Genomic DNA, 25,712 nt, shown 5'->3' on the forward strand with positions numbered 1-25,712 from the left:
CAGTCAATCGCCCTCTAAGGTTTTCCGGATTAAGGGAGAAACGCGCCACGATGCAGAGGGAAACGTCTACCCACCTGTCGACGATCACGTCCGAAATGTACGAACGCAAATGGGAGCGCTTCTACGTCAAGCGTCCGGCAAGACTTATCAGCGTGAAGCCATGCTTGAGTGGCACCACGACCCGAAGCTGTCAGGTTGTCGACATATCGCGCGGCGGCGCTGCACTGGAAGTCACCAGCACAACCGGCTTGAGTTCCCATTACTATATCCAGATCGTCGGCTTGGGTGAGCGCATCGGCGCCGCGGAGGTGTATCGCAACGCAAGCCGTATCGGCGTGAAATTCATCGCACCAATCTCGGAAGCACTGCTGCACCAAATTGTTCGGGCCGATTTCCTGCTTGGCGAGAAAGCACAGGTAACTTCACCTCTTTCGGCGGCTCGCTTGCGCTGACGCCTGTCTTGCCAGATCGTCGCCGTAGTACCGAAAGATCGCATCACGCCCTTGTCTTTGAACGGTCGTTTTCTATGGTGCGGTGTTCACACGATCAGGATGCCTCCCAGCATGACCGCCTTTTCCCGTTTCACACCGCTTGCCCAGAGTCTGCCTGCCACGGTACCCTTTGTCGGCCCCGAAGCCATTGAGCGGCAACGAGGTTTAAAAGTCCAAGCTCGCATCGGTGCCAATGAGAGCGGATTTGGCCCTGCCCCTTCCGTCCTTGCCAGGATCACGGAAGCCGCGCCGGAAATCTGGAAATACAATGATCCGGAAAATCATGCGCTGAAGACGGCTCTAGCCAGCCACCTGGGCATCCGATCAGACAATCTCGTGATCGGCGAAGGCATTGACGACCTGCTGGGCCTCATCGTGCGCCTCGTGATCGAGCCAGGCATGCCGGTCGTCACATCGCTCGGCGCCTATCCGACCTTCAACTTTCATGTCTCGGGCTTTGGCGGGCGGCTCGTGACAGTCCCCTATCGCGATGACCGCGAGGATCTGGATGCACTTCTTGCTGCCACGCGGCGTGAAGATGCGCCGCTTGTCTATTTCGCCAATCCCGACAATCCTATGGGCAGCTGGTGGGATGCAGAGGCGATCATCACGTTTGCGCGCGCTCTGCCGGAAACGACGCTGCTCATTCTTGACGAGGCCTATAGCGAGACCGCGCCTGCGGGATCAATTCCACCGATCGGCGCCCTCATTGACCGGCCCAATGTCATACGCACACGCACGTTCTCAAAGGCCTATGGACTTGCGGGGGCGCGGGTCGGCTATGGCATTGGAACGGCCGGCACGGTTCAGGCCTTCGACAAGATCCGCAATCACTTCGGGATGCCGCGATTGTCGACGGAAGCCGCACTTGCCGCCTTGCAGGACCAGGCCTACCTAGAAGACGTGGTGTTGCGGATAAAGACCGCGCGCGAGCGGATCGCGGCGATTGCCGCTCAAAATGGGCTGCTTGCTCTTCCCTCAGCCACCAACTTCGTTGCAGTCGATACGGGTCGCGACGGTGTCTTCGCCCGTGCAATCGTGGACGGGTTGATGGAACATGGCGTCTTTATCCGGATGCCCGGGGTTTCACCTCTCAACCGCTGCATCCGGGTATCGACCGGCGTTGCAGCGGACCTCGACCTTTTCGAGCAGGCTCTACCGGACGTGTTGCGACGATTTCGCTAACAAGAGAAAAAACCGCGCCGGCCTTGTTCCTGCCGGTCGCGGTTCTTAAAGTGTTGGCCTGGCCCCGTCCAAAGGTCCCCGCCACGTTCCCCAATCGGGTTATCGCTTTTGTCTGTCAGGCGATTTTGCAGCCCGTGTCTCAGTGCATTGTCATCCATTCGCGGGCAGCGCGCAGCGCCTCGGCGAGTTCGGATTTCGACATTGTGTGGGCAAGATCGGCACGCAACTCGGCGGCGCGGTCGCAGCCCTTGATCGCCGCGATGTTCAGCCACTTGTGCGCCGCGACCAGATCGATCGGGCAGCCCCGACCGGTTGCGTACATCAAGCCCATGTCTCTGTAGATGTCGGCTCGGGTTTCGCCACCCATGGTGGCGGTTTCGGAATTGTGCATTTCAAAGCGTGCCATCGGTTTTGTCCCTGTTCTGCCTATTGTTCAAATGTCCCTGTTTTCCCTTTCGGGCTCCTCCGAAACGGTGCCGGCTCTTTGTCCGTGCATTCTCGTTTCGACTGAGTTTCGGCGGGTTTTCCCCTGCTCGTTTGATGAGACCAATATGCAGCAAGGCTTTTGAAAGTCGCTTAAAATGCATCCTTAATTTGCTGAAAACAAAGTACAAATTCTTTGTAAACTTCGGTTTTCGTTAAGTATCGGATCGCCTGTATTTCCGGCAATTCGGCGAAAAATTGTCGAAAACACCGCGACCCGAAAGAAACGGTTCATTCACCACAGAATCCGAAGCGATTTTCTGGAATGCTCGATCAATACTTGGCGGCGGACGAAATCCGCCTCCCAAAAAACCACGGAAAGCGGCGGATTGCGTTTTACCTTTACGTGTGCGTAAGATGTTTTAGCCGCCCATGCGCCGCAAGCCGATCCGGCCAGCAAGGCGGCAGTCATCATCATCTCGGGAGGAGATTAAGACATGCGTTTCATCATCATCGCGGCTGCGCTTGCGCTTTCTGCCATGACCGCACAGGCTGCCGAGCCCATCGAAGGCAACTGGAAGACGGCATCGGGGGCCACTGCACAAATCGCACCTTGCGGCGGCGGCTTTTGCGTTACCTTGAAAAGCGGCAAGCACAGCGGCAAGCAAATCGGCAAGATGGCCGGCTCGGGCGACAGCTACAAAGGCACCATTACCGATCCGGAGGCGGACAAGACCTATTCCGGTTCAGGCTCCGTGTCAGGCAATTCGCTGAAGATGAAGGGGTGCGTCATGGCAGTGCTTTGCAAGACGCAGACCTGGACCCGCCTCTAAGCAAATACCCTTCAGGATCTCTTCGCGGCGTCGGGTATCCGGCGCCGTTTTGTTTTGCTGTCTTTGTCGCGCCCGAGCTTTAACGCTTGTGAACACCAGATGAACTGTCATCTCAGCCTCTATTCAGCCCCCTGCCGTTAAACCTTTCACCAGGGTAACAGGGAGTTCGGGACATGACAGATCTAGCAAGGCGCATGACACTGATTACGCTGACCATGGCGGTCTTCGCCCTGGCTTTCAGCCAGCTTGTGATCAACACCGCACCGACCAAGCGGAACTTGCCTGGCAGTCTTGTCGCCAGTTGCGAACCAACCGGTCTCAACACATGCCGCTTGACCTTCTGATCGGGTCAGATGCAACCTCTGTGAAAGCATCGAAAACTGTGCGGGCGCCACAGTCGTCGTTTGCTTGTCAAGCTTGGCCTCTTATAATGACGTATGAGCACACGAATCTTTACTCAATCGCCCGTCAGTTTCATCAGCCCCGAGCCCTACACGCCGCAGGTATTTTCCGACGCTGCGGCTGCCGTCGATGCGTTGACGGCGCTTTATGAGCGCAATACCGGCTTTCTGATGGAGGCGTTTTCGGCGCTTGCCAACGGCCAGCCGGTGGCCGGACGCTACCGTGCCTTCTACCCGCAGGTGAGCATCGAGACGACCAGCTTTGGCCATATCGACAGTCGCATCTCCTATGGCCATGTGACGGCCCCGGGCATCTACACGACAACGATCACTCGGCCGCACCTGTTTCGCCACTACCTCAAGGAGCAGTTGGCGCTCCTGATGCGAAACCACCAGGTGCCCATCACCGTTTCACAGTCCAGCACGCCGATCCCGCTGCATTTTGCCTTTGGCGAAGGCGCGCATGTCGAGGCTTCCGCCGGCGGACTTGCCGACATGACCTTGCGCGACATCTTCGATACGCCCGATCTGACGGTCACTGACGACGAAATCGCCAATGGCGAATATGAGCCGCCGCCGGGCGAGCCTCAGCCGCTTGCGCCATTCACGGCGCAGCGCATCGACTATTCGCTGGCCCGCCTTTCCCACTACACGGCCACGGGTGCAGCGCATTTCCAGAATTTCGTACTGTTCACCAACTATCAGTTCTATGTCGATGAGTTCTGCGCCTATGCCCGGAAACTGATGGCCGATGGCGGCGAGGGGTATTCCGCTTTCGTGGAACCCGGCAACATCATCACGCCGGCTGGCCATGCGGACCCGACGGAAGGCGTGGCGCTTGGGCGACTGCCGCAGATGCCGGCCTATCACCTGAAGAAAAAGGGCCATGCCGGCATTACCCTGATCAATATCGGCGTCGGCCCTTCGAATGCCAAGACGATCACCGACCATGTCGCGGTTCTGCGCCCGCATGCCTGGCTGATGCTCGGCCACTGCGCGGGCCTGCGCAACAGCCAGCGGCTTGGCGACTACGTGCTGGCGCATGCCTATATGCGCGAGGATCACGTCCTCGACGACGACCTGCCGGTCTGGGTGCCGATCCCGGCGCTCTCGGAGGTTCAGCTTGCGCTCGAAGACGCGGTCGAAGAGATCACCGGCTATGAAGGCTTCGAGCTGAAGCGCATCATGCGCACGGGCACGGTCGCCACGATCGACAACCGCAACTGGGAACTGCGCGACCAGCGCGGCCCGGTGAAGCGCCTCTCGCAAGCGCGTGCGATCGCACTCGATATGGAATCGGCCACGATCGCCGCCAATGGCTTCCGCTTTCGCGTGCCCTACGGCACCCTGCTCTGTGTCTCCGACAAGCCGCTGCATGGCGAACTGAAGCTGCCGGGCATGGCAACGGCTTTTTACAAGACACAGGTCAGCCAGCATTTGCAGATCGGCATCAGGGCGCTGGAAAAGCTCGGTGCCATGCCGACGGAAAAGCTGCATTCCCGCAAGCTCAGAAGTTTCTTCGAGACGGCATTCCAGTGACCAAGCAGGCGGGCGGCCCTTGCGCCGCCCTGCTCCTCTCAGGACTTGTGTCTTGATGGTGACAGCAGAACGGCAACTGCCGTCCCGACGAAGGCTGACATCAGAACAAGAAGGTGTGCGTTGACCGCCGCCTTTCCGATCTGGGCCAAGGCTGCAGACGAGGCCCCAGAGCCAAAGGCGAGCGCTCCGGCGATGATACCCGCCGGATAGGTGCCGACCCCGCCCGGAGCATGAACCGGCAGCACCGATGACAATTCTCCCCCCAACGCACCACCGAAGCTTGCGGCGAAAGGCACGATATCCATCAGCCTGAGCACCCAGGCGAGCACCACCACCTTCACGCCCCAATTGACCAAGGTGGCACCCCAGGCACGCAGGAAGGCCCGATACCCGTCAGGCAATCCGCTTTCGATGTCCGCGATTACGGATTGCAGACGTCTGGGCAAACGGTCAGCCAAGGTCAGGATGGGCATTTTCAGCGCGAACAGCGGGAGCGGCGCAAGCAGGAACGCCAGCCAGAGCATGACGGCGAGTGCCGCCCCTTCAGCGGCAAGGACTAGCCCGATACCGGCTGCGGCCATCAAGGCATGCAGATCGAGAAGCCGCATGACCAGAAGTGCGGCCGTGGCCCGGCCGAGCGGCATTGCGAATTCCGAACGCATAAGCAGCGGAAAGCTTGCTTCGCCGGCACGAAAGGGCAGCATGACGTTGAGGAGATTGTGCACCAGCGTCAATCGAAGCAGGCGGCGAAACTGACCTCGGGTTTCCTGCGGAAAGTAATCGGCAACCCGCCATGTGCGCACAAAGTATGTCGACACCAGCAGGAAAAGAGCACTGAAAATCGGTAAAAATCCAATATCCGCAAACACTTCCAACAGTTCGCCGATACCAAATGAGAGCTGCAGAAATCCGGCATAGGCGCCGAGCGTCGCTGTTGTGACAAGCCACATCCTATTGCGTCGCACCCACCTTTGTTTGCTGGCGTCCTTGCTGTACTTCATATATCCCTACGGTCAAAAAATTAGAGCGCCCGCCCTTAGCATGGGCGAGCAGCGCCATGCCACCGGCGCGACATGGAGTTTATGCGTGAATGCGATGATCGAAACGAGCCGTGAGCCTATCGCAACAGTGGCGCCGGCTACAGAGCTCTCCATCGTGGTGCCGATCTTCAACGAAGAAGAAAGCGTAGGGCCCCTCATCGAGCGGATCGTGGAGGCAATGGCGGCATATCCGGAGACCTGGGAGCTTGTGCTGGTGGACGATGGCAGCGCGGACCGCACCCTGCCGAACGCCCGATCCTACCTTGATCGTCCCGGCCTCAACCTGAAGATCGTCGAGCTCCAACGGAATTTCGGGCAGACAGCCGCAATGCAGGCCGGCATAGACACGGCCATCGGACGCTTGATTGCAACGCTCGACGGCGACCTGCAGAATGATCCCAACGACATTCCCGGCATGGTGTCGGCGCTTGAAGAGCGTGAACTCGACCTCCTTGTCGGCTGGCGGAAAAACCGCAAGGACGGCCTTGTCCTTCGCAAAATTCCGTCCTGGTGTGCAAACTATCTCATCGGCAAGATCACCGGGGTAAAATTGCACGACTACGGCTGCAGTCTGAAGATCTATCGCTCCACAGTCATCAAGCAGGTCAAGCTGATGGGTGAGATGCACCGTTTCATTCCGGCATGGGTGGCGGGCGTCGTGCCGAGTTCGCGGATCGGCGAAATGGAGGTGACGCACCATGCCCGACAGCATGGCACCTCGAAATATGGTATTTCCCGCACCTTCCGTGTGATCCTGGATCTGCTCTCGGTCATGTTCTTCATGCGTTACAAGGCACGGCCGGGTCACTTCTTTGGCTCGCTCGGTCTCGGCACAGGGTTTCTCAGCGCGGTCATTCTGACATGGCTTTTCATCGAGAAGGTCGCCTTCGGCGCGGATATCGGCGGGCGCCCGCTTCTGATCCTCGGCTTCATGCTCTTCCTGTCATCGGTCCAGTTGATTACGACAGGCATTCTCGCTGAAATGATTGCACGCACCTATTACCGTGACGATGCGCAGCCCAATTATATTGTCAGGCAAATCTTCGGAAACCCGTGAGATGCAGAGAATTTTGATGAAGAGGCCAGACACCGTGCTGGTGCTTCTTGCTGCCTATTTCGCTGTGATGTTCGGCATCAGGCACATCATTCCCGATGGTTTGCGATATGACGAAGCGCAGCAGGCATTCTTTTCGCAATGGATCGTTGCGGGATATGATTCGCAGCCCCCACTCTACAACTGGGTCCAGGCCGCATTTGTAGCCGTCTTCGGACTGTCAATCACATCTCTTGCCTTCGTGAAGGCCGTCGCTCTGTTTGCTGCCTATGCGAGCTACTACCGTCTCGCGCGCGAAGTGCTGACGGAGAGGCTCTTCGCTGTCATCGCCACATTGTCGCTGATGACGATCCCGCAAATTTTCTGGGAGGCCCAGAGAGATCTCACCCACTCCGTCGCGCTTGTCATCTGCATCAACCTCTTCCTGCTTGTCGTCATCCGCACGCTGAAGGCGCCAACGACATTGCTCTATGCCAGCCTTGGTCTCATCGCCGGGCTCGGAATGATCTCAAAATATAATTTCGCCCTGATCTTCTTGGGAACCTTCGTCGCGGTTCTGGCGAATCCGCAATGGCGGGTCCGGCTCTATGATCCGCGCATTCTCCTGTCTTGCCTGATCGGCCTTCTCGTCGTTCTGCCACACGGGCTTTGGTTGCTCGACAACTTCGGCGTCGCGTCCAACAAGACGCTGACCATCATGGGCCAGGATGCACCAGACGAGGCGCTGCTGAAATTCGTCCAGGGACCAATTCGATTTTTCAGAATAACGGTCATCATCCTTGCGCCTCTCGCCCTCGTCTATCTCCTGGTATTCCGCAGCAATCTTCTCCGAAGCCTCAGGGCCTCGACGGACTGGACGCGGTTGTTCGGTTGGATCTTTGTCACGATCATCCTGACTGTGCTCATTCTCATCGTGACGATCGGAATGACGGCCCTTCGCGATCGCTGGCTCATGCCATTCGTGGCACTTGTCCCACTCTTTCTCTGCCTGAAACTCGAAGCGCTCAAGGTGCAGTCGCATGACTTTTTGGGGCGGTTCCTGGTCTTTCCGCTGACGGTCATGCTGCTCGTGCCGCTTGCGCTGACCTTGCGTACCAATGCACCACAGCTTTTCGGATCCTATCAGGCCTATAACATGCCGTATGGCGATCTGATGGAGCACATCCTTGCCGAAGAAGGGCGCAAGCCCGGTTTGATCCAGACCACGAACTGGATGGTCGCTGGCAACAGCCATCTGCAGACCCCGGACATTCCCGTCATGGCAACCTCACTTGAGGCCTTGCAGTTGCCCTATGCCTGGTCCGATGAAAACCCCATGCTGTTGATATGGCTTCGCAGTGAAGGCGATACCATTCCACCCTCCATCTCAGCGTGGCTCGAGCGGGCAGCCCCCGTGCACCGCCTCAGCGGCCCGCGCTCCATCGAACGCCCCTACCAGCACAGTTTCAACGATGAAACGGCCGCGCTCGGCTATGCTTGGGTATACCCTCCTTCACCGTGAGCTAAGCCTCGACGATGATCGGTTCGCACCGCACGGGAAAATTCAGCGAATTGGCGATGAAGCATTTTTCATGGGAATCTGCGTGGAGTTCCTCAGCGACCTTCGGGAACGTTCCGCGCTTGATGGTTACGCGCGGGCGAAGCACGATTTCGGTAAAACGGCCGCCGCCGCTCGCATCCATCTCCATTACCCCTTCGGCGTTATCCTCGTAGGCGGTCACAATCACGCCGGAAACAGCGCAGAAATGCAGATACCAGAGCTTGTGACAGGCCGCGACGGAAGCGAGAAAGAGATCCTCCGGGTTCCAACGCGTGGGATCACCGCGGAAGGCCGGATCGGCAGAGGCAAGGATGGTTGGGCGGCCTTCAGCTGAAATCAGATGATCGCGACCATAGTCACGATAGGCCGATGTGCCGGTGCCCGCATTGCCCGTCCAGATTATCTGGACCTTGTAGTCGTGCCGCTTCTCGCTCAACACACTCTCCTCGCTTTGCCGTAAGGGCAGAATAGAGAGCAAGTTTCCTCAATCCAAGGCTTGTCAATCTTCTGGCGTCAAATTATCTACATACCTGATAATTCGACTCAACAAATTCTTGCTGGAGTGCTCGACATGGCCAGAACCACCGCGGTGATCGCGACCGAAAACGGTTGGAAATATATTCAGCAGCTCTGCAAGCACTGGGCCCACAAACTGCAGGTCGACCTTGATGAGGAGGCACAGCGCGGCGTCGTGACGTTCGACCACGCGGTTGCCACCATGCAGGCCGATGCATCGAGCCTCAAGGTGTTCATCGATAGCAGCGACGAGGCTGGACTGGAGACCTACAAAGGCGTCGTGGCCAGCCATCTAGACCGCTTTGCCTTCCGCGAGGCGCCTCTGCCCTTCGATTGGAAAGTTGCGTAAGCTTGTCCACCTCAGGACGGGAGCGTCTTGCCAAATAGTGTCGAGGCCGCTCTAACTTGTCCGACAACAGGAGGACAAGCCCATGACCGTACTCACCATCCCCGACCTCGCCGGCAAGGCCGTGCTGATTACCGGCGCATCGAGCGGCATCGGAGAGGCCCTGGCCCGGGCTTTTGCTGCACAAGGGGCGCTCGTGGGCCTGCACTACAATTCCAATGCGGAAGCAGCGCACGCCATCGCGCGTGACATCGAAGCCGCCGGGGGCAGCGTTGTGCTGGTCAAGGCAGAGGCCGCATCTTCGGAGGCGATGGCCGAGGCGGTGGCGCATGCCGCGGCAACCTTCGGCCGCCTTGACGGTGTGATCAACAATGCCGGTAGCATGATTGCGCGCGTGCTCTATGAAGAGATGACGGATGAGCATTACGACAAGGTAATGGACGTCAATGCCCGCTCGGTGATCGCCACGACCCAGGCCGCCGTGCCGCACCTCAAACGCCAGGGCGGATTTGTCATCAACACGACATCGGTTGCGGCCCGCACCGGCGGAACGGCGGGCTCGGGCGTCTACGGCTCGTCCAAGGCCTTCGTCGGCGCGGTCACCAAGGGCATGGCGCTGGAATTTGGCAAATACAATATCCGCGTCAACGCGGTCGCGCCCGGCGTCATCACGACACCATTTCAAGACAAATATGCGCTGCCCGGCCAACTCGATCAAGTCGCAGGCAATGTGCCGCTCAAGCGCACCGGAACGCCGCAGGACTGCGTCGGGGCCTATCTCTTCCTCGCGTCCGAGAGCCTGTCAGGCTATATCACGGGGCAGACGATCGATATCAACGGCGGGCAGTTCATGCCGTGAGTGGCAAGGCGCCGGAAACCCCGATGCCCCACACCTCGGCGAGCGCGTTCAACCCTCGCCGCGATTGTCCTTCAGCCAGTCCAGACCGTTGCGCAAGGTATCGACGGCCTGATCGATCTCGGCGCGCGTGATGATCAGCGGTGGCGAAAAGAGCATGCGGTCGCCGGTGGCGCGCAGCACAACGCCGGCATCGACGCACTGGTTGCGCACGGCGGTGCCCGTGTCATCCGGCTTCTTGAAGCGGCGGCGCGTTGCCTTGTCGGCTGTGATCTGCACCGCCCCCATCAGGCCGACGCTGACGGCTTCGCCGACGAGCTCGTGATCCGCGAGCGAGGCGAGAGCGGCGGCAAGATAGGGACCCGTGTCGTCATGTACGCGCTCGACCAGTCCCTCCTCCTCGATGATGCGGATGTTTTCAAGCGCTGCGGCAGCGGCCACCGGATGGCCGGAATAGGTGTAACCGTGGTAGAAATCGCCGAGCTCGTTGACCATGACTTCGGCCACGCGGTCCGACACCAGCACACCGCCGATCGGCAGATAACCGGAAGACAGGCCCTTGGCGATCGGGGCGAGATCCGGTTCGAAATCATAATACTGATGGCCAAACCACGTACCGAGGCGGCCGAAGCCGGAGATGACTTCGTCGGCGACCAGCAGGATCTTGTACCTGGCGCAGATGCGCTTGATTTCGGGCCAGTAGGTGGATGGCGGAACGATCACGCCGCCGGCCCCCTGGATCGGCTCGGCGACGAAGGCTGCGACATTCTCCTCGCCGAGTTCGAGGATCTTTTCCTCCAGCTCGCGCGCGACCTTCAGGCCGAAATCCTCGGGCGAGAGATCGCCGCCCTCGGCATACCAATAGGGCTGGTTGATGTGGTGGATGCCGTCGATCGGCAGGTTGCCCTGCTCATGCATCCACTTCATGCCGCCGAGCGAGGCACCGGCCACGGTCGAGCCGTGATAGGCGTTCTTGCGGGCGATCACCTGGGTCTTTGTCTCGTGGCCGAGCGCCTTCCAGTAGACGCGGGCCATGCGGAACCAGGTGTCGGAGGCTTCCGAGCCGGAATTGGTGAAGAAGACGCGGTTGAGCTTCGGGCCGGTCTTTTCGGCGATCTTCTGGGCGAGCAGCGTGGTCGGCGGCGTCGTCGTGCCGAAGAAAGTGTTGTAATAGGGCAGTTCCAGCATCTGGGCGTGCACGACATCGGCGATCGACTTGCGGCCATAGCCGACATTGACGCACCAGAGGCCTGCAAAGGCGTCGAGATACTGCTTGCCGTTGGAATCCCAGATATGCACGCCTTCCGCACGGCTGATGATCTTGGTGCCGGACGCGTTCAGCTTCTTCATGTCCGAGAACGGATGCAGATGATGCGCTGCATCAATGGCACCGAGATTGGAGACGGCGGAAAACGGCTTGTTCATATGACATGTCCTCAGGGCAGCACGGCGCCGCAAATCATGGCCAAACAAGGTCCGGCCCGGCACCTGCCACCGCATTGAAAGGTGGAACTTTATCGGCTACGAACATGACCTTCCGATGCGCATTTGGCAAGGCAGCGAGCGCCGTGTTCCTCTGGCCGAAATCGCACCAGCCAGAAAGAGTTTTCGCGCATGACCGCATCGTTTGAGGCCGCCCAGCAACCAGCAGATGATCCCTCCGCCCGTGTCGAGGTCCTTCTTGTCGGCATGAATGGTGACCTGCGCGGCAAGATGATCCCGCTCAAGGCAGAGGACAAGATCTGGAAGAACACCGTGCGCCTTCCGGCATCGACCCAGTCGCTCGACATCTGGGGCGACGACAATGATGACATCACGAAAATTTCACTCACCCTGGGCGATCCAGATGGCATCTGCATGCCGGACAAAACCTCGCTGACCACGCTGCCCTGGGGACCCAAAGGGTCGAAGCAGGTGCTGGCGACGATGCACACGCTGGATGGCGAGCCGCATTATGTCTGCCCACGCGCGATCCTCGCCAGGGTGCTGAAGCGCTTCGAGGAGAAGGGTCTGACGCCGGTCGTTGCGACCGAACTCGAATTCTACGTCATCGAGCCGGATTTCCGCCAGACCGGCCGGCCCATGCCGCCGAAGGCGCTCGTCATGAATGGCGAGGTCGAGGGCTACCAACTCTATGACATGCGCGCGACCGCGACGATGGAAGACTTCCTTGGGACGGTGCGGTCTTATTGCGACCATATGGGCCTACCGGCCGATGCCACGACCGCCGAATTCGGCCCCGGCCAGTTCGAGGTCAACCTCTTGCACAAGCCGGATGCGATAGCGGCTGCCGACGACTGCATCTACCTGAAACGCGTCGTTGATTTCGCCGCCCGCCGCCATGGCCTCAAAGCCACCTGCATGGCCAAGCCCTATGGCGACCATGCCGGCTCCGGTCTCCATGTGCATGCCTCGATCATCGACCGGGACGGCCGCAACATCCTCGACGCCAAGGGCGGCGATCCGGTGAAGCTGAAGTCGATCACGGCGGGCATGCTGCAATCGATGCAGGATGCGCAGCTGATCTTCGCGCCCTTTGCCAATTCCTACAGGCGCTTCCAGCCGGGTTCGTTCGCGCCCGACAAGATCGACTGGGGGTTCGGCAACCGCGGCACAGCGATCCGCATTCCCGACAGTGAAGGCCCGGCGGCCCGCATCGAGCACCGGGTGGCCGGTGCAGATGCCAATCCGCATCTGTTACTGGCTGCCATCCTCGGCGGGATACTCCTTGGCCTCGAAGAGGACCTCGACCCGGGTCCGGTGACGACACCGGAGAGCGCGCCGGAGAACCCCGACATGCTGACTTACGACTTCCTGACAGCAGTCGAACGTTTCCGCGCTTCGGCCTTCATCGCGGACATCTTTGGCGCCGAATATCAGCGCATCTATGGCGACACCAAACGCAAGGAAGCCATGGCCTATCTCAGAACCGTCTCGAGCTTTGACTACCAGACCTACCTGCCGCGGATCTAAGTTGTCTTGAAACCGTCATAAAATTGCCCCGTACAGACGCGCTGCGCAATTTTTTGTCGATTTTGGAACAAATTGGAGAAAATACCTCCCGAAAATTAGGGTATGGTTCATAAATTCTCTTGCCCCTTTTGGGGGAATGTCCTCATGTCCCTTGTTCGTCAACGAAGAACTGGGAGTTCCAAAAAGATGACAATCCAGACGCGCCGTATTCTCGGCACCTCTCTCCTGCTCGGCTCGCTTTTCCTCGGCGCAAGCCAGGCGCTGGCCGAAACCGTGCTGCATCGCGGCAACTCCGGCGAGCCGCAGACGCTCGACCAGGCCAATACCTCGATCGACATCGAAGCCTTCATTCTGAAGGATCTCTACGAAGGCCTGACGATCTACAATCCCAAGGGCGAAATCGTGGCTGGCGCTGCCGAAAGCTGGACGATTTCCGACGACGGCACTGTTTACACCTTCAAGATCCGCGAAAACGCCAAGTGGTCGGACGGTTCGCCGGTGACGGCAGAAGATTTCGTCTTCTCCATCCAGCGCGTGCAGAACCCGGAAACCGCAGCGAAATACGCCAACATCCTTTACCCGATCAAAAATGCCGAAAAGGCAAACAAGGGCGAAGCGAAGCTGGAAGAAATCGGTGTAAAGGCCGTCGACGCCAAGACCCTGGAAATCACGCTTGAGCGCGCGACCCCCTTCTTCCTCGAACTGCTGGCCCACCAGACGGCCCTGCCTGTTTCCAAGGCAAGCGTCGAGAAGAACGGCAAGGACTTCGTCAAGCCGGGCACGATGGTCTCGAACGGCGCCTACAAGCTCGTCAGCCATGTTCCAAACGACAATCTGGTCGTTGAAAAGAACGAAAACCACTGGGACGCAGCCAATACCAAGATCGACAAGGTCATCTTCTACCCGATCGACGACCAGGCCGCTTCGGTTCGTCGCTTCGAAGCCAAGGAAATGGACCTCGTCTACAATTTCTCGGCTGACCAGATCAATCGCCTGAAGGAAAGCTATGGCGAGCAGGTCCGCGTGTCGCCGTCAGCCTCGACCTATTACTACGTCTTCGACAACCGCCAGGAACCCTTCAACGACGTCCGCGTCCGTCAGGCCCTGTCGATGGCTGTTGACCGCGACTTCCTCGCCACCGAAATCTATTCGGGCGCCCAGCTTCCAACCTACTCGCTGGTTCCGGACGGTCTCGGCGGCTACTCGGCAGCCAAGGCTGACTTTGCGGAAATGTCGCAGCTCGACCGCGAGGACAAGGCAATCGCCTTGATGAAGGACGCTGGCTACGGTGAAGACGGCAAGCCGCTCGCCATCGAGATCCGCTACAACACCAACCCGAACCACGAGCGTGTTGCAACGGCTGTCGCCGACATGTGGAAGAACACATTCGGCGCCACTGTCACGATGACCAACCTCGACGTGGCCTCGCACTACGCCTACCTCCAGGAAGGCGGCGCCTTCAACGTCGCGCGCGCCGGCTGGGTCGCCGACTATGCGGATGCCGAAAACTTCCTGGCGCTCAACGTCTCGACCAATACCTCGTTCAACTACGGCAAGTACAAGAGCGAGGAATTCGATGCGCTGATGGCGAAGTCCTACGCCGAGGGTGATGCAGAGGCTCGCAAGAAGATCCTGCACGACGCTGAAGTGATCCTGATGCGCGATCAGCCGATCGCTCCGCTCATGAGCACGGCGAACCTGTGGCTTGTTTCCGACCGCGTCAGCGGCTGGGAAGACAATGCCGCCAACGAGCACCTCAGCCGCTTCCTGAGCGTTGCCGAATAATTCTCGTTAGACAAGCATGACAGGGCGACGCACGGTGAAAGCCGCGCGTCGTCTGTTCAGGAGCAGGACATGACATCCTTCGTACTGCGACGGCTCATGAGCGCCGTCCCGACGATCTTTATCGTCGTCACCATTTCATTCTTCCTGATGCGGTTTGCGCCCGGCGGCCCCTTCAACCTTGAGCGCCCGCTACCGCCCCAGACGATGGCCAACATCATGGCCACCTACAAGCTCGACCAGCCGCTGTTCAGCCAGTATCTGAGCTATATCGGCAATGCCGCAACCGGCGATCTCGGCCCGAGCTTCATCTACAAGGACAACACCGTCTCCGAATTGATCGGCAAGGCCCTGCCCTATTCGATCCAGCTCGGCAGCATCGCCATCCTGGTCGCACTGATCGGTGGCGTTCTCCTCGGGACGATTGCTGCCCTCCGGCAAAATAGCGCCATCGATTTCGCCGTCATGTCCTTTGCGACCGTCGGCGTCACCATTCCGAACTTTGTCGTTGGCCCGGTTTTGACGCTGCTCTTCGCGGTCATTCTCAACTGGCTGCCCGCTGGCAGCTGGGGCGATGGCTCGCTGCGCTACATGGTGCTTCCGGTTACGGCCCTTGCCTTGCCGCAGCTCGCCGTCTTTGCCCGACTGACACGCGGCGCGATGATCGAAGCGCTGCACACCGACCATATCCGCACCGCAAAGGCCTATGGCCTGCCGTCTCGTGTCGTGGTCGTCACGCATGCCATGCGCGGCGCGATGCTGCCGATCGTCTCCTATCTTGCCCCATGTGCCGCGGCGCTCCTCACCGGTTCGGCGGTCGTCGAGACGATCTTCACCATCCCGGGCGTCGGACGCTACTTCGTCCTTGGCGCGCTCAACCGCGATTATCCTCTTGTCATGGGCACCGTGATCCTCGTCGCCGTGTTCGTGATCGTCTTCAACCTGTTGGTCGACATCGCCTACGGCCTGCTCGATCCGAGGGTTCGCAATGACTGATACCACCTCGATTCCAGAAACCGAGATCGCCGGCCGCAGCCTGGCGCAGCTCGCCATGATCCGTTTCAAGCGCAACAAAGCGGCAATCTCCGGCTGCTTCATGCTGGTCCTGATCGCTCTGTTCTCGTTTGCCGGACCGTTCTTCGTACCGCACACCTACGACCAGGTCTTCTCGTCCTACGTCAACGTGCCGCCGAGCCTGTCGCCACGCCCCGATCCGCAGAGTTTGCAAGAGGTCGCTGAAAGCGTCGCATCCCGTGCGCGCGTGACGCTCGACAGTTTCGAGGTCGAAAACGGAACCTTCACGGCAAAGATCAGCTCCGCCTCGGAGATCGATCCGCGCACCATCCGCTATTTCGACCGCAACAACGAGTTCCGCAACACGCAGGTCGTCGAGACGGGTGCCGACAACCGGTCGATGACCGTGTCGGGCGAAGTCGACCAGGTCTATTTCCCTTTTGGGACCGACTCGAATGGCCGTGACCTCCTGGTACGCGTCATGCTCGGCGGCCAGATCTCGCTTGCCGTCGGCTTTGCCGCAAGCCTGGTTTCGCTTGGTATCGGCGTCATCTACGGCGCCACATCGGGTTATCTCGGCGGACGTGTCGACAACGTCATGATGCGCCTGGTTGAAATCCTCTACTCCCTGCCCTTCGTGTTTCTCGTCGTCGTGCTGGTCGTCTTCTTCGGTCGATCGGTGATCCTGATCTTCCTGGTGATCGGGGCGGTCGAGTGGCTGGAAATGGCCCGCATCGTGCGCGGTCAGACCCTGTCGCTGAAGCGCCGCGAATTCGTTGGCGCGGCCGAGGCATTGGGCCTGACCGACGGGCAGATCATCCGCCGTCACATCATCCCGAACACGATCGGTCCTGTCATCGTCTTCGTCACGGTTGTCGTTCCCAAAGTCATCCTGCTTGAAAGCTTCCTGTCCTTCCTCGGCCTCGGCGTCCAGGCGCCGCTTGCAAGCTGGGGCACGTTGATCTCGGAAGGTGCCGCCAGCATGCAGAATGCGCCCTGGCTGCTGATCTTCCCGGCAATCTTCTTCGTGGCGACACTGTTTTCGCTGAATTTCGTGGGCGATGGCCTGCGTGATGCACTGGATCCGAAGGACCGATGAGCATGGACGACAAGACGAACAATGACACCGTGCTCGACGTTTCCGATCTGAAGGTGACATTTGCGACACCAGACGGAACGGTCGACGCGGTCAAAGGCATCAGCTTTTCGGTGAAGAAGGGCGAAACGCTCGCCATCGTCGGCGAGTCGGGTTCCGGCAAGAGCCAGACCATGATGGGCATCATGGGGCTGCTCGCCAAAAACGGCGACGTGACCGGCAAGGCGCTTTACGGCGGCAAGAACCTGGTTGGCCTGCCGCTCGGCGAACTCAACAAGGTCCGTGGCGCCAAGATCACGATGATCTTCCAGGAACCGATGACCTCGCTCGATCCGCTCTACCGGATCGGCAAACAGATCGCCGAACCGCTGATCCACCATCGTGGAATGAGCAAGGCGGAGGCCCGCGCGCGTGTGCTGGAGCTCCTGAAGCTTGTCGGCATTCCAGACCCCGAGCGCCGCATCGACAGCTATCCTTACGAAATGTCCGGCGGCCAGCGCCAGCGCGTGATGATCGCCATGGCGCTCGCCAACGAGCCGGACCTTTTGATCGCCGACGAGCCGACGACGGCGCTTGACGTAACGATCCAGGCGCAGATCCTCGATCTCCTCGCCGACCTGCAGAAGCGGTTCGGCATGGCGATCGTGCTGATCACCCATGATCTCGGCGTGGTGAAGCACGTTGCCGATCGGGTTGCCGTGATGCGCAAGGGCGAGATCGTCGAAACGGGCAGCCGCGACGCGATTTTCGGCGATCCGCAACACGACTATACCAAGATGCTGCTCGCTGCCGAACCGACGGGAACGAAGCCGCCGCCGCCGGCGGATGCCCCGGTGATGCTCGAAGGCCGCAATGTAATCGTCGACTTCGACATCGGCCGCAGCGGTCTCTTCGGCCCGTCGCGGACGTTCCGCGCGGTCGACGATGTCAGCATCCGCCTCCAACAGGGCCAGACGATCGGCATTGTCGGCGAATCCGGTTCGGGCAAGTCGACGCTTGGGCGGGCGCTTTTGAAGCTGCTCGCTGCCGACGGTGCCTTCCGCTTCGAGACGAACGATCTGTCGGGTCTGGATCGTGGCGGCATGCGTCCGTTCCGCAAAGAGCTGCAGCTGGTGTTCCAGGATCCCTATGGCTCGCTGTCACCGCGTCAGACCGTCGGAGAGATCATCACCGAAGGCCTCTACGTGCACGAACCGCAGCTGTCGCGCGCCCAGCGCGACCAGAGGGCAATCGCCGCACTGAAGGAGGTCGGCCTCGATCCTGCGGCGCGCAACCGCTACCCGCACGAGTTCTCGGGCGGCCAGCGTCAGCGCATCGCCATTGCCCGCTCGATGATCCTGAAGCCGAAGGTCGTCATTCTCGACGAGCCGACGTCAGCGCTCGACCGCTCGGTCCAGCGCCAGGTGATCGAACTCCTGCGCGACCTGCAGGACAAGCACGGTCTCTCCTACGTCTTCATCAGCCACGACCTTTCCGTCATCAAGGCGATGTCGGACCATGTCGTGGTCATGAAGAACGGCAAGATCGTCGAACAGGGAGCGACGGAGGATATCTTCGAGCATCCGACGCAGGATTATACCAAGGCGCTGATCGCCGCAGCGTTCAGCCACTGACAAGACCAGAGGCCCCGCAACACCAGCGGGGCCTCATTTCTTGTGCGGCTATGCAATGGGGCGCTCAGACCAGCAGCGCATCCTTGAGGGTCATGGCCTCGATTTCGCGCAGATCGAGATCCGCTTCGATATGGCCGATATGATGCAGCATGGCGGTGGTTGCGCCCTCTACATCGCCCCGCTCCAGCGCTTCCAGAATATCGCCGTGATCGTCGTGCCCGCAGCTCGAGACACCGGTTCGGCCATAGAGCGCGATCACCAGCGACGAGCGCGCCACAAGTTCGTGCATGAACTTCTCGAGAATGGCATTGCCCGACAGCCTGGCCAGCAGCAGATGGAAATCACCGGACGCCTTGATCTCCGCACGCCGGGCGCTTGGTCCGCGCTCACCCTTGTGGCGGGTTTCTTCCTCGATATGGGCGCGGAAAGTATCGATGTCCTCGGGCGTCAGGCGCGGCGCTGCGGCGGCAACAATTGCCGCTTCGATCACGCGTCGGCTGTCGAAGATCTGTCGCGCCTCTTCAGGCGAAGGATTGGACACGAAGGCGCCGCGGTTGCGCTCGGTCTTCACCAGGCCCTCAAAAGCCAGCATCTGCAGCGCATCCCGCACAACCGTCCGGCTGACGTCGAACAGTGTCCCGACCTCTGCCTCCGACAGTTTTGTCCCCGGCGCCAGGCGGCGGTCGACAATCGCATCCCGCAAGCTGTCACGGATCGCGCGGGCGCGGTCCTCTTGCTGGCTCTCCGGCACAGTCACGGCTTTGGCAATCGGCTTCGTCAAACGTTCCATATCGGTCTTTTACCGCTCTCAGAAGCAGGTTGCAAATTTGTTGCGCGCAACACCACACCTGAAATGCGATCAAAGAAGACGCATTATTGTATGCAATGTTGAAATTCTGTGCATACAGAGCTGACCGATCTGAGAGCCAAGGTCGGGGTTGCGAGCACGAGTTGAATGGCTTCAGACACTTAGAGTGCGCCGCAGCAAACTGGCACGCCACCTGCATCTCTCCTGGCATAGAGGGATCGCATCATGACAAAAAGTGCCGATATCGAACTTGCCGCCGTCTCGAAAGCCTACGGGCAAACCATTGCCGTCCATCCCGTCAGCTTGAAGATCCCGGCCGCGACCTATTGCTGCCTGCTCGGTCCCTCCGGTTGCGGCAAGACATCGACGCTGCGCATGATCGCTGGGCACGAGAGCGTCACATCAGGCGATGTGCTGCTGGGCAATGCCAATGTCACGGATCTGCCGCCGGCATCGCGTGGCACGGCGATGATGTTCCAGTCCTACGCGCTCTTCCCGCATCTCGATCTCGTCGACAACGTCGCTTTCAGCCTGAAGATGAAGGGCGTCGACAAGGAGGCGCGCCGTCGCGAAGCGCTTGAAATGCTGGCCCTGATGCAACTTGAGCCGTATGCAAACCGCCGGCCGGCCCAGCTTTCCGGCGGGCAGCAACAGCGCGTCGCGCTCGCCCGCGCCCTGATCACCAAGCCGGAAGCGCTGCTTCTCGACGAACCCCTCTCGGCGCTCGATCCATTTCTCAAGATCCGGATGCGGGCGGAACTCAAGAAGCTGCAGACTTCACTTGGCATCAGCTTCATTCATGTGACGCACAGCCAGGAAGAGGCCATGGCGCTCGCGGATCTCATCGTCGTGATGAATGCCGGACGCATTGAGCAGGCGGCTACGCCGCGCCAGGTGTTCGAGCAGCCGGCCACCGCCTTCGTTGCCCGCTTCATGGGCGATCACAACGTCATCTCGGGCCGCGTCGTCGAAAGCGGCGAGGACCACACAGTCATCGAGACCACTGCCGGCATCCGCTTCCAGGCGCCCGCCTCCGCAGCGCCTGTCGGCCAGATGCTTGATCTCGCCCTGCGGACGGATCGCGTCGTGATCGGCGGCGAGATCGAACCGCTGCTCGGCTTCAACGGCGTGGTGTCCGGCGTGGAATATCTCGGCGCCACGGTGAAGATCGCGGTCGCCGGAGCCGGGATCGACGAGTTCACCATCGTCACCAGCGATGCCGCCTATTTCGCCATGCCCGTGAAACCGGGCGATGCCGTGCCGCTCTCCTGGAGTGCACGTGACGTGATCACGCTCGGCAAGGCCGATGCCTGACGCAAGACCTGACCAACCATAAAAATCCAGAGGAGAATGAGCATGACTGTGAAGACCACCTCCGAGAAGAAAGGCCTGACGCGCCGGAACCTTCTGAAGACAGCCTCGGCCGCAGCGGGCCTTGCGGCCGGCTCCGGCGTGATCACCGGCTTCCCGACCATCTGGGCGCAGAACCCGATCACGCTTCGCCAGTTCGGCACGGGCGTCTCGAACATCAACGCTATCGCGCAGAAGTGCAAGGAAGACCTGGGCATCACCCTTGAGATGACGGCGACGGATTCCGACGCCGCCGCCCAGCGCGCGGTCACTCAGCCGAATTCCTACGATATCGCCGATATCGAATACTGGATCCTGAAGAAGGTCTATCCGACCGGCGTCATCCAGCCGATGGAAACGGCGAAGCTCAAATACTACGACAAGGTCGTGCCGCTGTTCAAAACCGGCAAGCTCCTGCCCGACAGCGTGATTGCCCAGGGAACCGCGCCGCATACCGTCGGATATGTCGAAAGCAAGGACGCCAAGACCTTCGCGTCGAGCGAGACCGAGCTCTTCACCATGATGCCGACGATCTACAATGCCGACACGCTCGGCATCCGGCCAGACCTCGTCGGTCGCGAGATCACCTCCTGGGCGGACATCATGGACCCGGCCTTCAAGGGCAAGGCCTCCATCCTCAACATCCCGTCGATCGGCATCATGGATGCGGCGATGATCATGGAGGCGCTCGGCAACATCAAGTATGCCGACAAGGGCAATATGACGAAGGAAGAGATCGACGCAACGATCGACTTCCTGATCAAGGCCAAGCAGGACGGCCAGTTCCGCGCCTTCTGGAAGTCGTTTGACGAGTCGGTCAACCTCATGGCCTCCGGTGAGGTCGTCATCCAGTCGATGTGGTCGCCAGCCGTTGCCGCCGTCCGCTCCAAGGGCATCGCCTGCAAATACCAGCCGCTCAAGGAAGGCTACCGCTCCTGGGGCGGCGGCCTTGGCCTGGCGGCGCATCTGACCGGCGCTCAGCTCGACGCGGCCTATGAATACATCAACTGGTACACGTCCGGCTGGGTCGGTGGCTATCTCAATCGCCAGGGCTATTACTCCGCCTGCATGGAAACCGCCAAGGAGCACATGTCGGCCGACGAATGGGGCTACTGGATCGAGGGCAAGGCCGCGGCAGGCGACATTATGTCCCCCGAAGGCAAGGTCATGGAAAAGGCAGGCGCTGTGCGCGATGGCGGCTCCTTCGAGGAGCGCATGGGCAAGGTGGCCTGCTGGAACTCCGTCATGGACGAGGACCGCTACATGGTCCGTCGCTGGAACGAGTTCATCGCGGCTTGATGGCCAGACCCAGGCTGTTTGCCCCTCATCCCCGGCGCAACGTGTTGCGCCTGTGCTGCCGCCACCTTCTCCCTGCAAGCGGGCGAAGGTCGATAGGGCCGCCGCTCTGCCTCTTCCCCCGTTTGCGGGGAGAAGGTCCCGGCAGGGGGATGAGGGGCAAACTTCCCAGCAGGCATGACCGCAGCGACAGGAGACGGAAAGACATGACCACAGTGCGATTTCTGGGCGTCGGCGAGGACAAGCCGAAACGCGAGATCCGGGTGCCAGCATGGCTCGCGTCCTATCTGCAGGCGCTGCCGCTGACGCTGATCCTCGGTTTTTTCCTGCTCCTGCCCATCCTGCTGATCGGCGTCGTGAGCTTCTGGGACTATGATTTCGCCCAGATGTATCCCGATTTCGTCACCTTCAACTACAGCGAGACGCTCGGTTCCTGGGTCACCTGGAAAACCTATCTCAATACCTTCAAATACGCGCTGATGGTCTGGGCGATCACGCTCGTCATCGGCTTCTGGGTTGCCTATTTCCTCGCCTTCCACGTCCGGACCGCCGCCATGCAGAGCGTGCTGTTTCTGGTCTGCACCGTGCCGTTCCTGACGTCGAACATCATCCGCATGATTTCTTGGATTCCGGTGCTCGGTCGCAATGGGCTCGTCAACACCACACTGGTCAACTCCGGCCTGGTCAGCCAGCCCGTCGAGTGGCTGCTCTATTCCGATTTCGCCGTGGTGCTCGCCATGGTGCATCTCTACACGCTGTTCATGGTGACGCCGATCTTCAACACCATGATGCGCATCGACCGGTCGCTGATCGAGGCCGCGCGCGATGCCGGCGCAAGTGGCGTGCAGATCCTCGCCAATGTCATTATCCCTCTGGCCAAACCCGGCATGGCGATCGGTACGATCTTCGTCGTCACGCTCGTCATGGCGGATTTCTCGACCGTCCAGGTGATGTCCGGCGGACAGAGCGCCTCCGTCGCCCTGATGATGAAGAACCAGATGTCGCTCCTGCAATATCCGGCAGCGGCCGCCAATGCGGTGGTGCTGCTTGCCCTTGTTCTCGTGATGGTCGCCGCGATCCTGCGCGTCGTCGACATCCGCAAGGAGTTGTAAGATGAATACCGAAAAACGCTCGCGCGGATTTTACGCACTCGCATTCTTCTTCCTGCTGTTCGTGCTGTTTCTCTACGGACCGCTTTCGGCGATCGTCATCTTGTCCTTTCAGGGACCGAATGGCGGCCTCACCTTTCCGCTGAACGGTGTGTCGCTGCACTGGTTTTTCAATCTCTTCGAACAGCAGGCGGTGGGGGACTTCGGCGGCTCTTTCCGGCGCTCTTTCCTGCTCGGGCTGATGGTCATGGCGGTCACCGTCGTCGTCTCGCTTCTGGCAGGGCTTGCCTTCCGCCGCAGGTTCTGGGGAGCAACGCCGCTCTTCTATCTCGCGGTTGCAAGCCTCGTCGTCCCCTCGATCATCGTCTCGCTCGGTATCGGCGTGCTCTTCTCGCAGCTCGGCCTGCAACCGGCCTGGTACACGTCCGGCTTCGGCGCGCATCTCACCTGGACGCTGCCGTTCGGCGTGCTGATCATGTTTGCCGTGTTCAACCGCTTCTCGCCGGCCTATGAGGAAGCCGCCCGCGATCTCGGCGCCTCCTCCTGGCAGAGCTTTCGCCATGTCGTGCTGCCCATCATCCTGCCGAGCCTGATCGGCGTCGGTCTCTTCGGCTTCACACTCTCTTACGACGAATTCGCCCGCAGCCTGATGACGTCGGGCACCTACAACACCTTGCCGCTCGAGATCTACGGCATGACAACCAATGTCACCACGCCGGTTCTCTACGCACTCGGCACGGTCACCACTGTGTTCTCCCTTCTCGTGATCGGGGGCACGCTTGCTCTGATCATCGGCCTCAACCGCCGCCATGGCAGGGGCTGAGCGTCAATGAAGATTGCCATCATCAATCCAAACACGACGGCCAGCATGACCGCGACCATTGCGGATGCCGCGAGGCGGGTGGCGCACCCTGACACCACCATCCACGCCGTCACCTCCAGCATGGGACCGGCCTCGATCGAGGGCTACTATGACGAGGCACTGGCCTTGCCGGGGCTGCTCCTCGAAATCGCCAGGGCCGAACAGGAGGGCGCAGCCGCCGCAATCATTGCCTGCTTCGACGATACCGGCCTCGACGCGTCCCGCGCCCTTGTCCGAATTCCCGTGCTCGGCATTTGCGAAGCCGCCCTCTCGATGGCGAGCTTCATTGCGCAGCGCATCACCGTTGTCACCACCATGGAACGCTCGCGACTGCCCATCGAACATCTCGTGCATCGCTACGGCAAGGCCGGGAGTGTCAAAGTGCGGGCCGCGGACATTCCCGTGCTGTCGCTTGAAGATCCCCATTCGTTTGCCCGGGAAAAGCTGTGTCAGGAGATCGCCTCGGCCCTTCGTGAAGACAGGGCCGAGGCCATCGTGCTCGGCTGTGCCGGCATGGCGGACCTGGCGCTCGACCTTACCCAAGAGTTTGGTGTGCCGGTGGTCGATGGCGTGGCAGCCGCCGTCAAACAGGCGGAGGGGTTGGTCACACTCGGCCTGACCACAGGGAAATCCCGCGCCTATGCAGCCCCGGTCGAGAAGCAATTCACCGGCATGCTTGAGGCCTTCTCCCCATCACGGCTGGGAGCTGGCTGAGATGACATCAACAGCCGTTCGCGCCCTAACACGAGAAGAGCTCGATAGACTGCTCGATTGGGCAGCGGACGAAGGCTGGAACCCTGGACTGGCCGATGCCGCTGCGTTCCATGCCGCTGATCCCGCGGGTTTCCTGGGATGTTTTGTCGGAGGTGAGCTGGCCGCCGGCATCTCCGCCGTCGCTTATGACGCGCAGTTCGGTTTCATCGGGCTTTATATATGCCATCCCCGTTTCCGCGGAAAGGGTTATGGCCGAAAGGTCTGGGATGCGGGCATGGAGTATCTCGGCAGCCGCAGCATCGGGCTCGATGGCGTACCCGAGCAACAGGCCTATTATGCCAGCCGGGGCTTTGCCCGTCTCTACGAGACTGTCCGGTGGAATGGGATCGCAGGCAAGGGGCTACCGATAGCGAGCCTGGGGACAGCATCGGTCCGCGCCATCACAGCGAGGGATCTGCCGGCCCTCTCCGCCTTCGACAGGCGTCACTTCCCTGCCCCTCGTCACGGCTTTCTCCCCCTATGGACAGCGGAGGGTGCGCGTGACGCATGTGTCGCGACGACGAATGATGGAACCATCCTGGGCTATGCCGTCCTTCGCCGCTGCCGGCAAGGTCGAAAGATCGGCCCACTCTTTGCAGTCGATGACGAGACAGCCGAGCTCTTGCTGCATACCAGCCTGGACAGCGCCATGGGTGATGGCATCCAGATCGACGTGCCGGATCATCAGATTCGTCTGAGCGAAACACTCCGGCGCCTGGGTTTTGAACCCGGCTTCACGACAGCGCGCATGTATCGCGGCCCTGTGCCTGCGATCGCTCTCGCGGGCGTCTATGCCATCACCACACTGGAACTTGGCTGAAACCGCGATGGC

Annotated in this window: 25 protein-coding genes; 20 read left to right on the plus strand and 5 right to left on the minus strand. The window is 60.3% G+C overall.

What is annotated here, in order from left to right; all coding sequences use genetic code 11:
- Window positions 1-50: 50 nt before the first annotated feature.
- Window positions 51-452 (plus strand): PilZ domain-containing protein, encoded by a 402-nt coding sequence (locus FAA97_RS06125; protein WP_136597590.1) that lies wholly within the window; start codon window positions 51-53, stop codon window positions 450-452.
- Window positions 453-563: 111 nt separating this feature from the next.
- Window positions 564-1,676, plus strand: a complete 1,113-nt coding sequence (locus FAA97_RS06130) for a pyridoxal phosphate-dependent aminotransferase (RefSeq protein WP_136597591.1) — start codon at window positions 564-566, stop codon at window positions 1,674-1,676.
- A gap of 139 nt (window positions 1,677-1,815) precedes the next feature.
- Here FAA97_RS06130 and FAA97_RS06135 read toward each other — a convergent pair whose 3' ends face one another.
- Window positions 1,816-2,082 carry an SEL1-like repeat protein gene (locus FAA97_RS06135; protein ID WP_136597592.1) on the minus strand — a complete coding sequence of 89 codons (267 nt, stop codon included), beginning with the start codon at window positions 2,080-2,082 and terminating at the stop codon, window positions 1,816-1,818.
- 514 nt (window positions 2,083-2,596) lie between these two features.
- On the opposite strand from FAA97_RS06135, the gene FAA97_RS06140 reads away from it, so the two are divergent.
- From FAA97_RS06140 to FAA97_RS06145, 3 genes are all read left to right on the plus strand, one after another.
- Window positions 2,597-2,932 carry a DUF2147 domain-containing protein gene (locus FAA97_RS06140; RefSeq protein WP_136597593.1) on the plus strand — a complete coding sequence of 112 codons (336 nt, stop codon included), beginning with the start codon at window positions 2,597-2,599 and terminating at the stop codon, window positions 2,930-2,932.
- Between the two features lie 173 nt (window positions 2,933-3,105).
- Entirely contained in the window at window positions 3,106-3,276 is a 171-nt protein-coding gene (locus FAA97_RS21035; RefSeq protein ID WP_168800925.1) for a hypothetical protein, read from the plus strand.
- Window positions 3,277-3,369: 93 nt separating this feature from the next.
- Complete coding sequence (locus tag FAA97_RS06145) at window positions 3,370-4,872, plus strand: AMP nucleosidase (protein ID WP_136597594.1); 1,503 nt, start codon at window positions 3,370-3,372, stop codon at window positions 4,870-4,872.
- 38 nt (window positions 4,873-4,910) lie between these two features.
- Here FAA97_RS06145 and FAA97_RS06150 read toward each other — a convergent pair whose 3' ends face one another.
- On the minus strand, window positions 4,911-5,873 hold the full coding sequence (locus FAA97_RS06150; protein ID WP_136597595.1) for a lysylphosphatidylglycerol synthase transmembrane domain-containing protein: 963 nt from the start codon (window positions 5,871-5,873) through the stop codon (window positions 4,911-4,913).
- Window positions 5,874-5,970: 97 nt separating this feature from the next.
- Here FAA97_RS06150 and FAA97_RS06155 point away from each other — a divergent pair, with 97 nt between their 5' ends.
- Together FAA97_RS06155 and FAA97_RS06160 are read left to right on the plus strand one after the other, a co-directional pair.
- Window positions 5,971-6,969 (plus strand): glycosyltransferase family 2 protein, encoded by a 999-nt coding sequence (locus tag FAA97_RS06155; protein WP_136597730.1) that lies wholly within the window; start codon window positions 5,971-5,973, stop codon window positions 6,967-6,969.
- Window positions 6,970-6,985: 16 nt separating this feature from the next.
- The gene (locus FAA97_RS06160; protein ID WP_168800926.1) at window positions 6,986-8,467 is read left to right on the plus strand and encodes a glycosyltransferase family 39 protein; all 1,482 of its coding nucleotides are present in this window, start codon (window positions 6,986-6,988) and stop codon (window positions 8,465-8,467) included.
- 1 nt (window position 8,468) lies between these two features.
- On the opposite strand, the gene FAA97_RS06165 is transcribed toward FAA97_RS06160, so the two are convergent.
- Window positions 8,469-8,942, minus strand: coding sequence for an OsmC family protein (locus FAA97_RS06165; protein WP_136597597.1), 474 nt, complete (start codon window positions 8,940-8,942; stop codon window positions 8,469-8,471).
- Between the two features lie 135 nt (window positions 8,943-9,077).
- Between FAA97_RS06165 and FAA97_RS06170 the strand changes: the two genes are divergently transcribed.
- Window positions 9,078-9,371 (plus strand): DUF2218 domain-containing protein, encoded by a 294-nt coding sequence (locus FAA97_RS06170; protein ID WP_136597598.1) that lies wholly within the window; start codon window positions 9,078-9,080, stop codon window positions 9,369-9,371.
- A gap of 82 nt (window positions 9,372-9,453) precedes the next feature.
- Window positions 9,454-10,227, plus strand: a complete 774-nt coding sequence (locus FAA97_RS06175) for an SDR family NAD(P)-dependent oxidoreductase (RefSeq protein WP_136597599.1) — start codon at window positions 9,454-9,456, stop codon at window positions 10,225-10,227.
- A 48-nt stretch (window positions 10,228-10,275) separates the two neighbouring features.
- Here FAA97_RS06175 and FAA97_RS06180 read toward each other — a convergent pair whose 3' ends face one another.
- A complete protein-coding gene (locus FAA97_RS06180) occupies window positions 10,276-11,649 on the minus strand; it encodes an aspartate aminotransferase family protein (RefSeq protein WP_136597600.1) in 1,374 nt (457 codons plus the stop codon).
- A 189-nt stretch (window positions 11,650-11,838) separates the two neighbouring features.
- Between FAA97_RS06180 and FAA97_RS06185 the strand changes: the two genes are divergently transcribed.
- From FAA97_RS06185 to FAA97_RS06205, 5 genes are all read left to right on the plus strand, one after another.
- Window positions 11,839-13,197 (plus strand): glutamine synthetase family protein, encoded by a 1,359-nt coding sequence (locus FAA97_RS06185; RefSeq protein WP_136597601.1) that lies wholly within the window; start codon window positions 11,839-11,841, stop codon window positions 13,195-13,197.
- A 186-nt stretch (window positions 13,198-13,383) separates the two neighbouring features.
- Window positions 13,384-14,982: a peptide ABC transporter substrate-binding protein gene (locus FAA97_RS06190; protein WP_136597602.1), complete on the plus strand. Its 1,599-nt coding sequence runs from the start codon at window positions 13,384-13,386 to the stop codon at window positions 14,980-14,982.
- 69 nt (window positions 14,983-15,051) lie between these two features.
- Window positions 15,052-15,975, plus strand: coding sequence for an oligopeptide ABC transporter permease OppB (gene oppB, locus FAA97_RS06195; RefSeq protein ID WP_136597603.1), 924 nt, complete (start codon window positions 15,052-15,054; stop codon window positions 15,973-15,975).
- Complete coding sequence (locus FAA97_RS06200) at window positions 15,968-17,092, plus strand: ABC transporter permease (RefSeq protein ID WP_136597604.1); 1,125 nt, start codon at window positions 15,968-15,970, stop codon at window positions 17,090-17,092. The genes oppB and FAA97_RS06200 overlap by 8 nt, the downstream gene beginning before the upstream one ends.
- 2 nt (window positions 17,093-17,094) lie before the next feature.
- Window positions 17,095-18,702, plus strand: coding sequence for an ABC transporter ATP-binding protein (locus FAA97_RS06205; RefSeq protein ID WP_136597605.1), 1,608 nt, complete (start codon window positions 17,095-17,097; stop codon window positions 18,700-18,702).
- Between the two features lie 64 nt (window positions 18,703-18,766).
- On the opposite strand, the gene FAA97_RS06210 is transcribed toward FAA97_RS06205, so the two are convergent.
- On the minus strand, window positions 18,767-19,492 hold the full coding sequence (locus FAA97_RS06210; RefSeq protein ID WP_136597606.1) for a GntR family transcriptional regulator: 726 nt from the start codon (window positions 19,490-19,492) through the stop codon (window positions 18,767-18,769).
- Window positions 19,493-19,735: 243 nt separating this feature from the next.
- On the opposite strand from FAA97_RS06210, the gene FAA97_RS06215 reads away from it, so the two are divergent.
- The 6 genes from FAA97_RS06215 to FAA97_RS06240 all read left to right on the plus strand — a co-directional run bounded on the left by FAA97_RS06215 (window position 19,736) and on the right by FAA97_RS06240 (window position 25,700).
- Entirely contained in the window at window positions 19,736-20,824 is a 1,089-nt protein-coding gene (locus FAA97_RS06215; protein WP_136597607.1) for an ABC transporter ATP-binding protein, read from the plus strand.
- A 36-nt stretch (window positions 20,825-20,860) separates the two neighbouring features.
- Window positions 20,861-22,159: an ABC transporter substrate-binding protein gene (locus tag FAA97_RS06220; protein WP_136597608.1), complete on the plus strand. Its 1,299-nt coding sequence runs from the start codon at window positions 20,861-20,863 to the stop codon at window positions 22,157-22,159.
- Between the two features lie 203 nt (window positions 22,160-22,362).
- Window positions 22,363-23,268, plus strand: coding sequence for an ABC transporter permease (locus FAA97_RS06225; RefSeq protein ID WP_136597609.1), 906 nt, complete (start codon window positions 22,363-22,365; stop codon window positions 23,266-23,268).
- A gap of 1 nt (window position 23,269) precedes the next feature.
- Window positions 23,270-24,088 (plus strand): ABC transporter permease, encoded by an 819-nt coding sequence (locus tag FAA97_RS06230; protein WP_136597610.1) that lies wholly within the window; start codon window positions 23,270-23,272, stop codon window positions 24,086-24,088.
- A 6-nt stretch (window positions 24,089-24,094) separates the two neighbouring features.
- On the plus strand, window positions 24,095-24,841 hold the full coding sequence (locus tag FAA97_RS06235; protein WP_136597611.1) for an aspartate/glutamate racemase family protein: 747 nt from the start codon (window positions 24,095-24,097) through the stop codon (window positions 24,839-24,841).
- A 1-nt stretch (window position 24,842) separates the two neighbouring features.
- Window positions 24,843-25,700 carry a GNAT family N-acetyltransferase gene (locus FAA97_RS06240; protein WP_136597612.1) on the plus strand — a complete coding sequence of 286 codons (858 nt, stop codon included), beginning with the start codon at window positions 24,843-24,845 and terminating at the stop codon, window positions 25,698-25,700.
- Window positions 25,701-25,712 lie beyond the last annotated feature (12 nt).

Origin of the sequence: Peteryoungia ipomoeae, from assembly GCF_004912165.1 — a bacterium.
Taxonomy (GTDB): Bacteria; Pseudomonadota; Alphaproteobacteria; order Rhizobiales; family Rhizobiaceae; genus Allorhizobium; species Allorhizobium ipomoeae.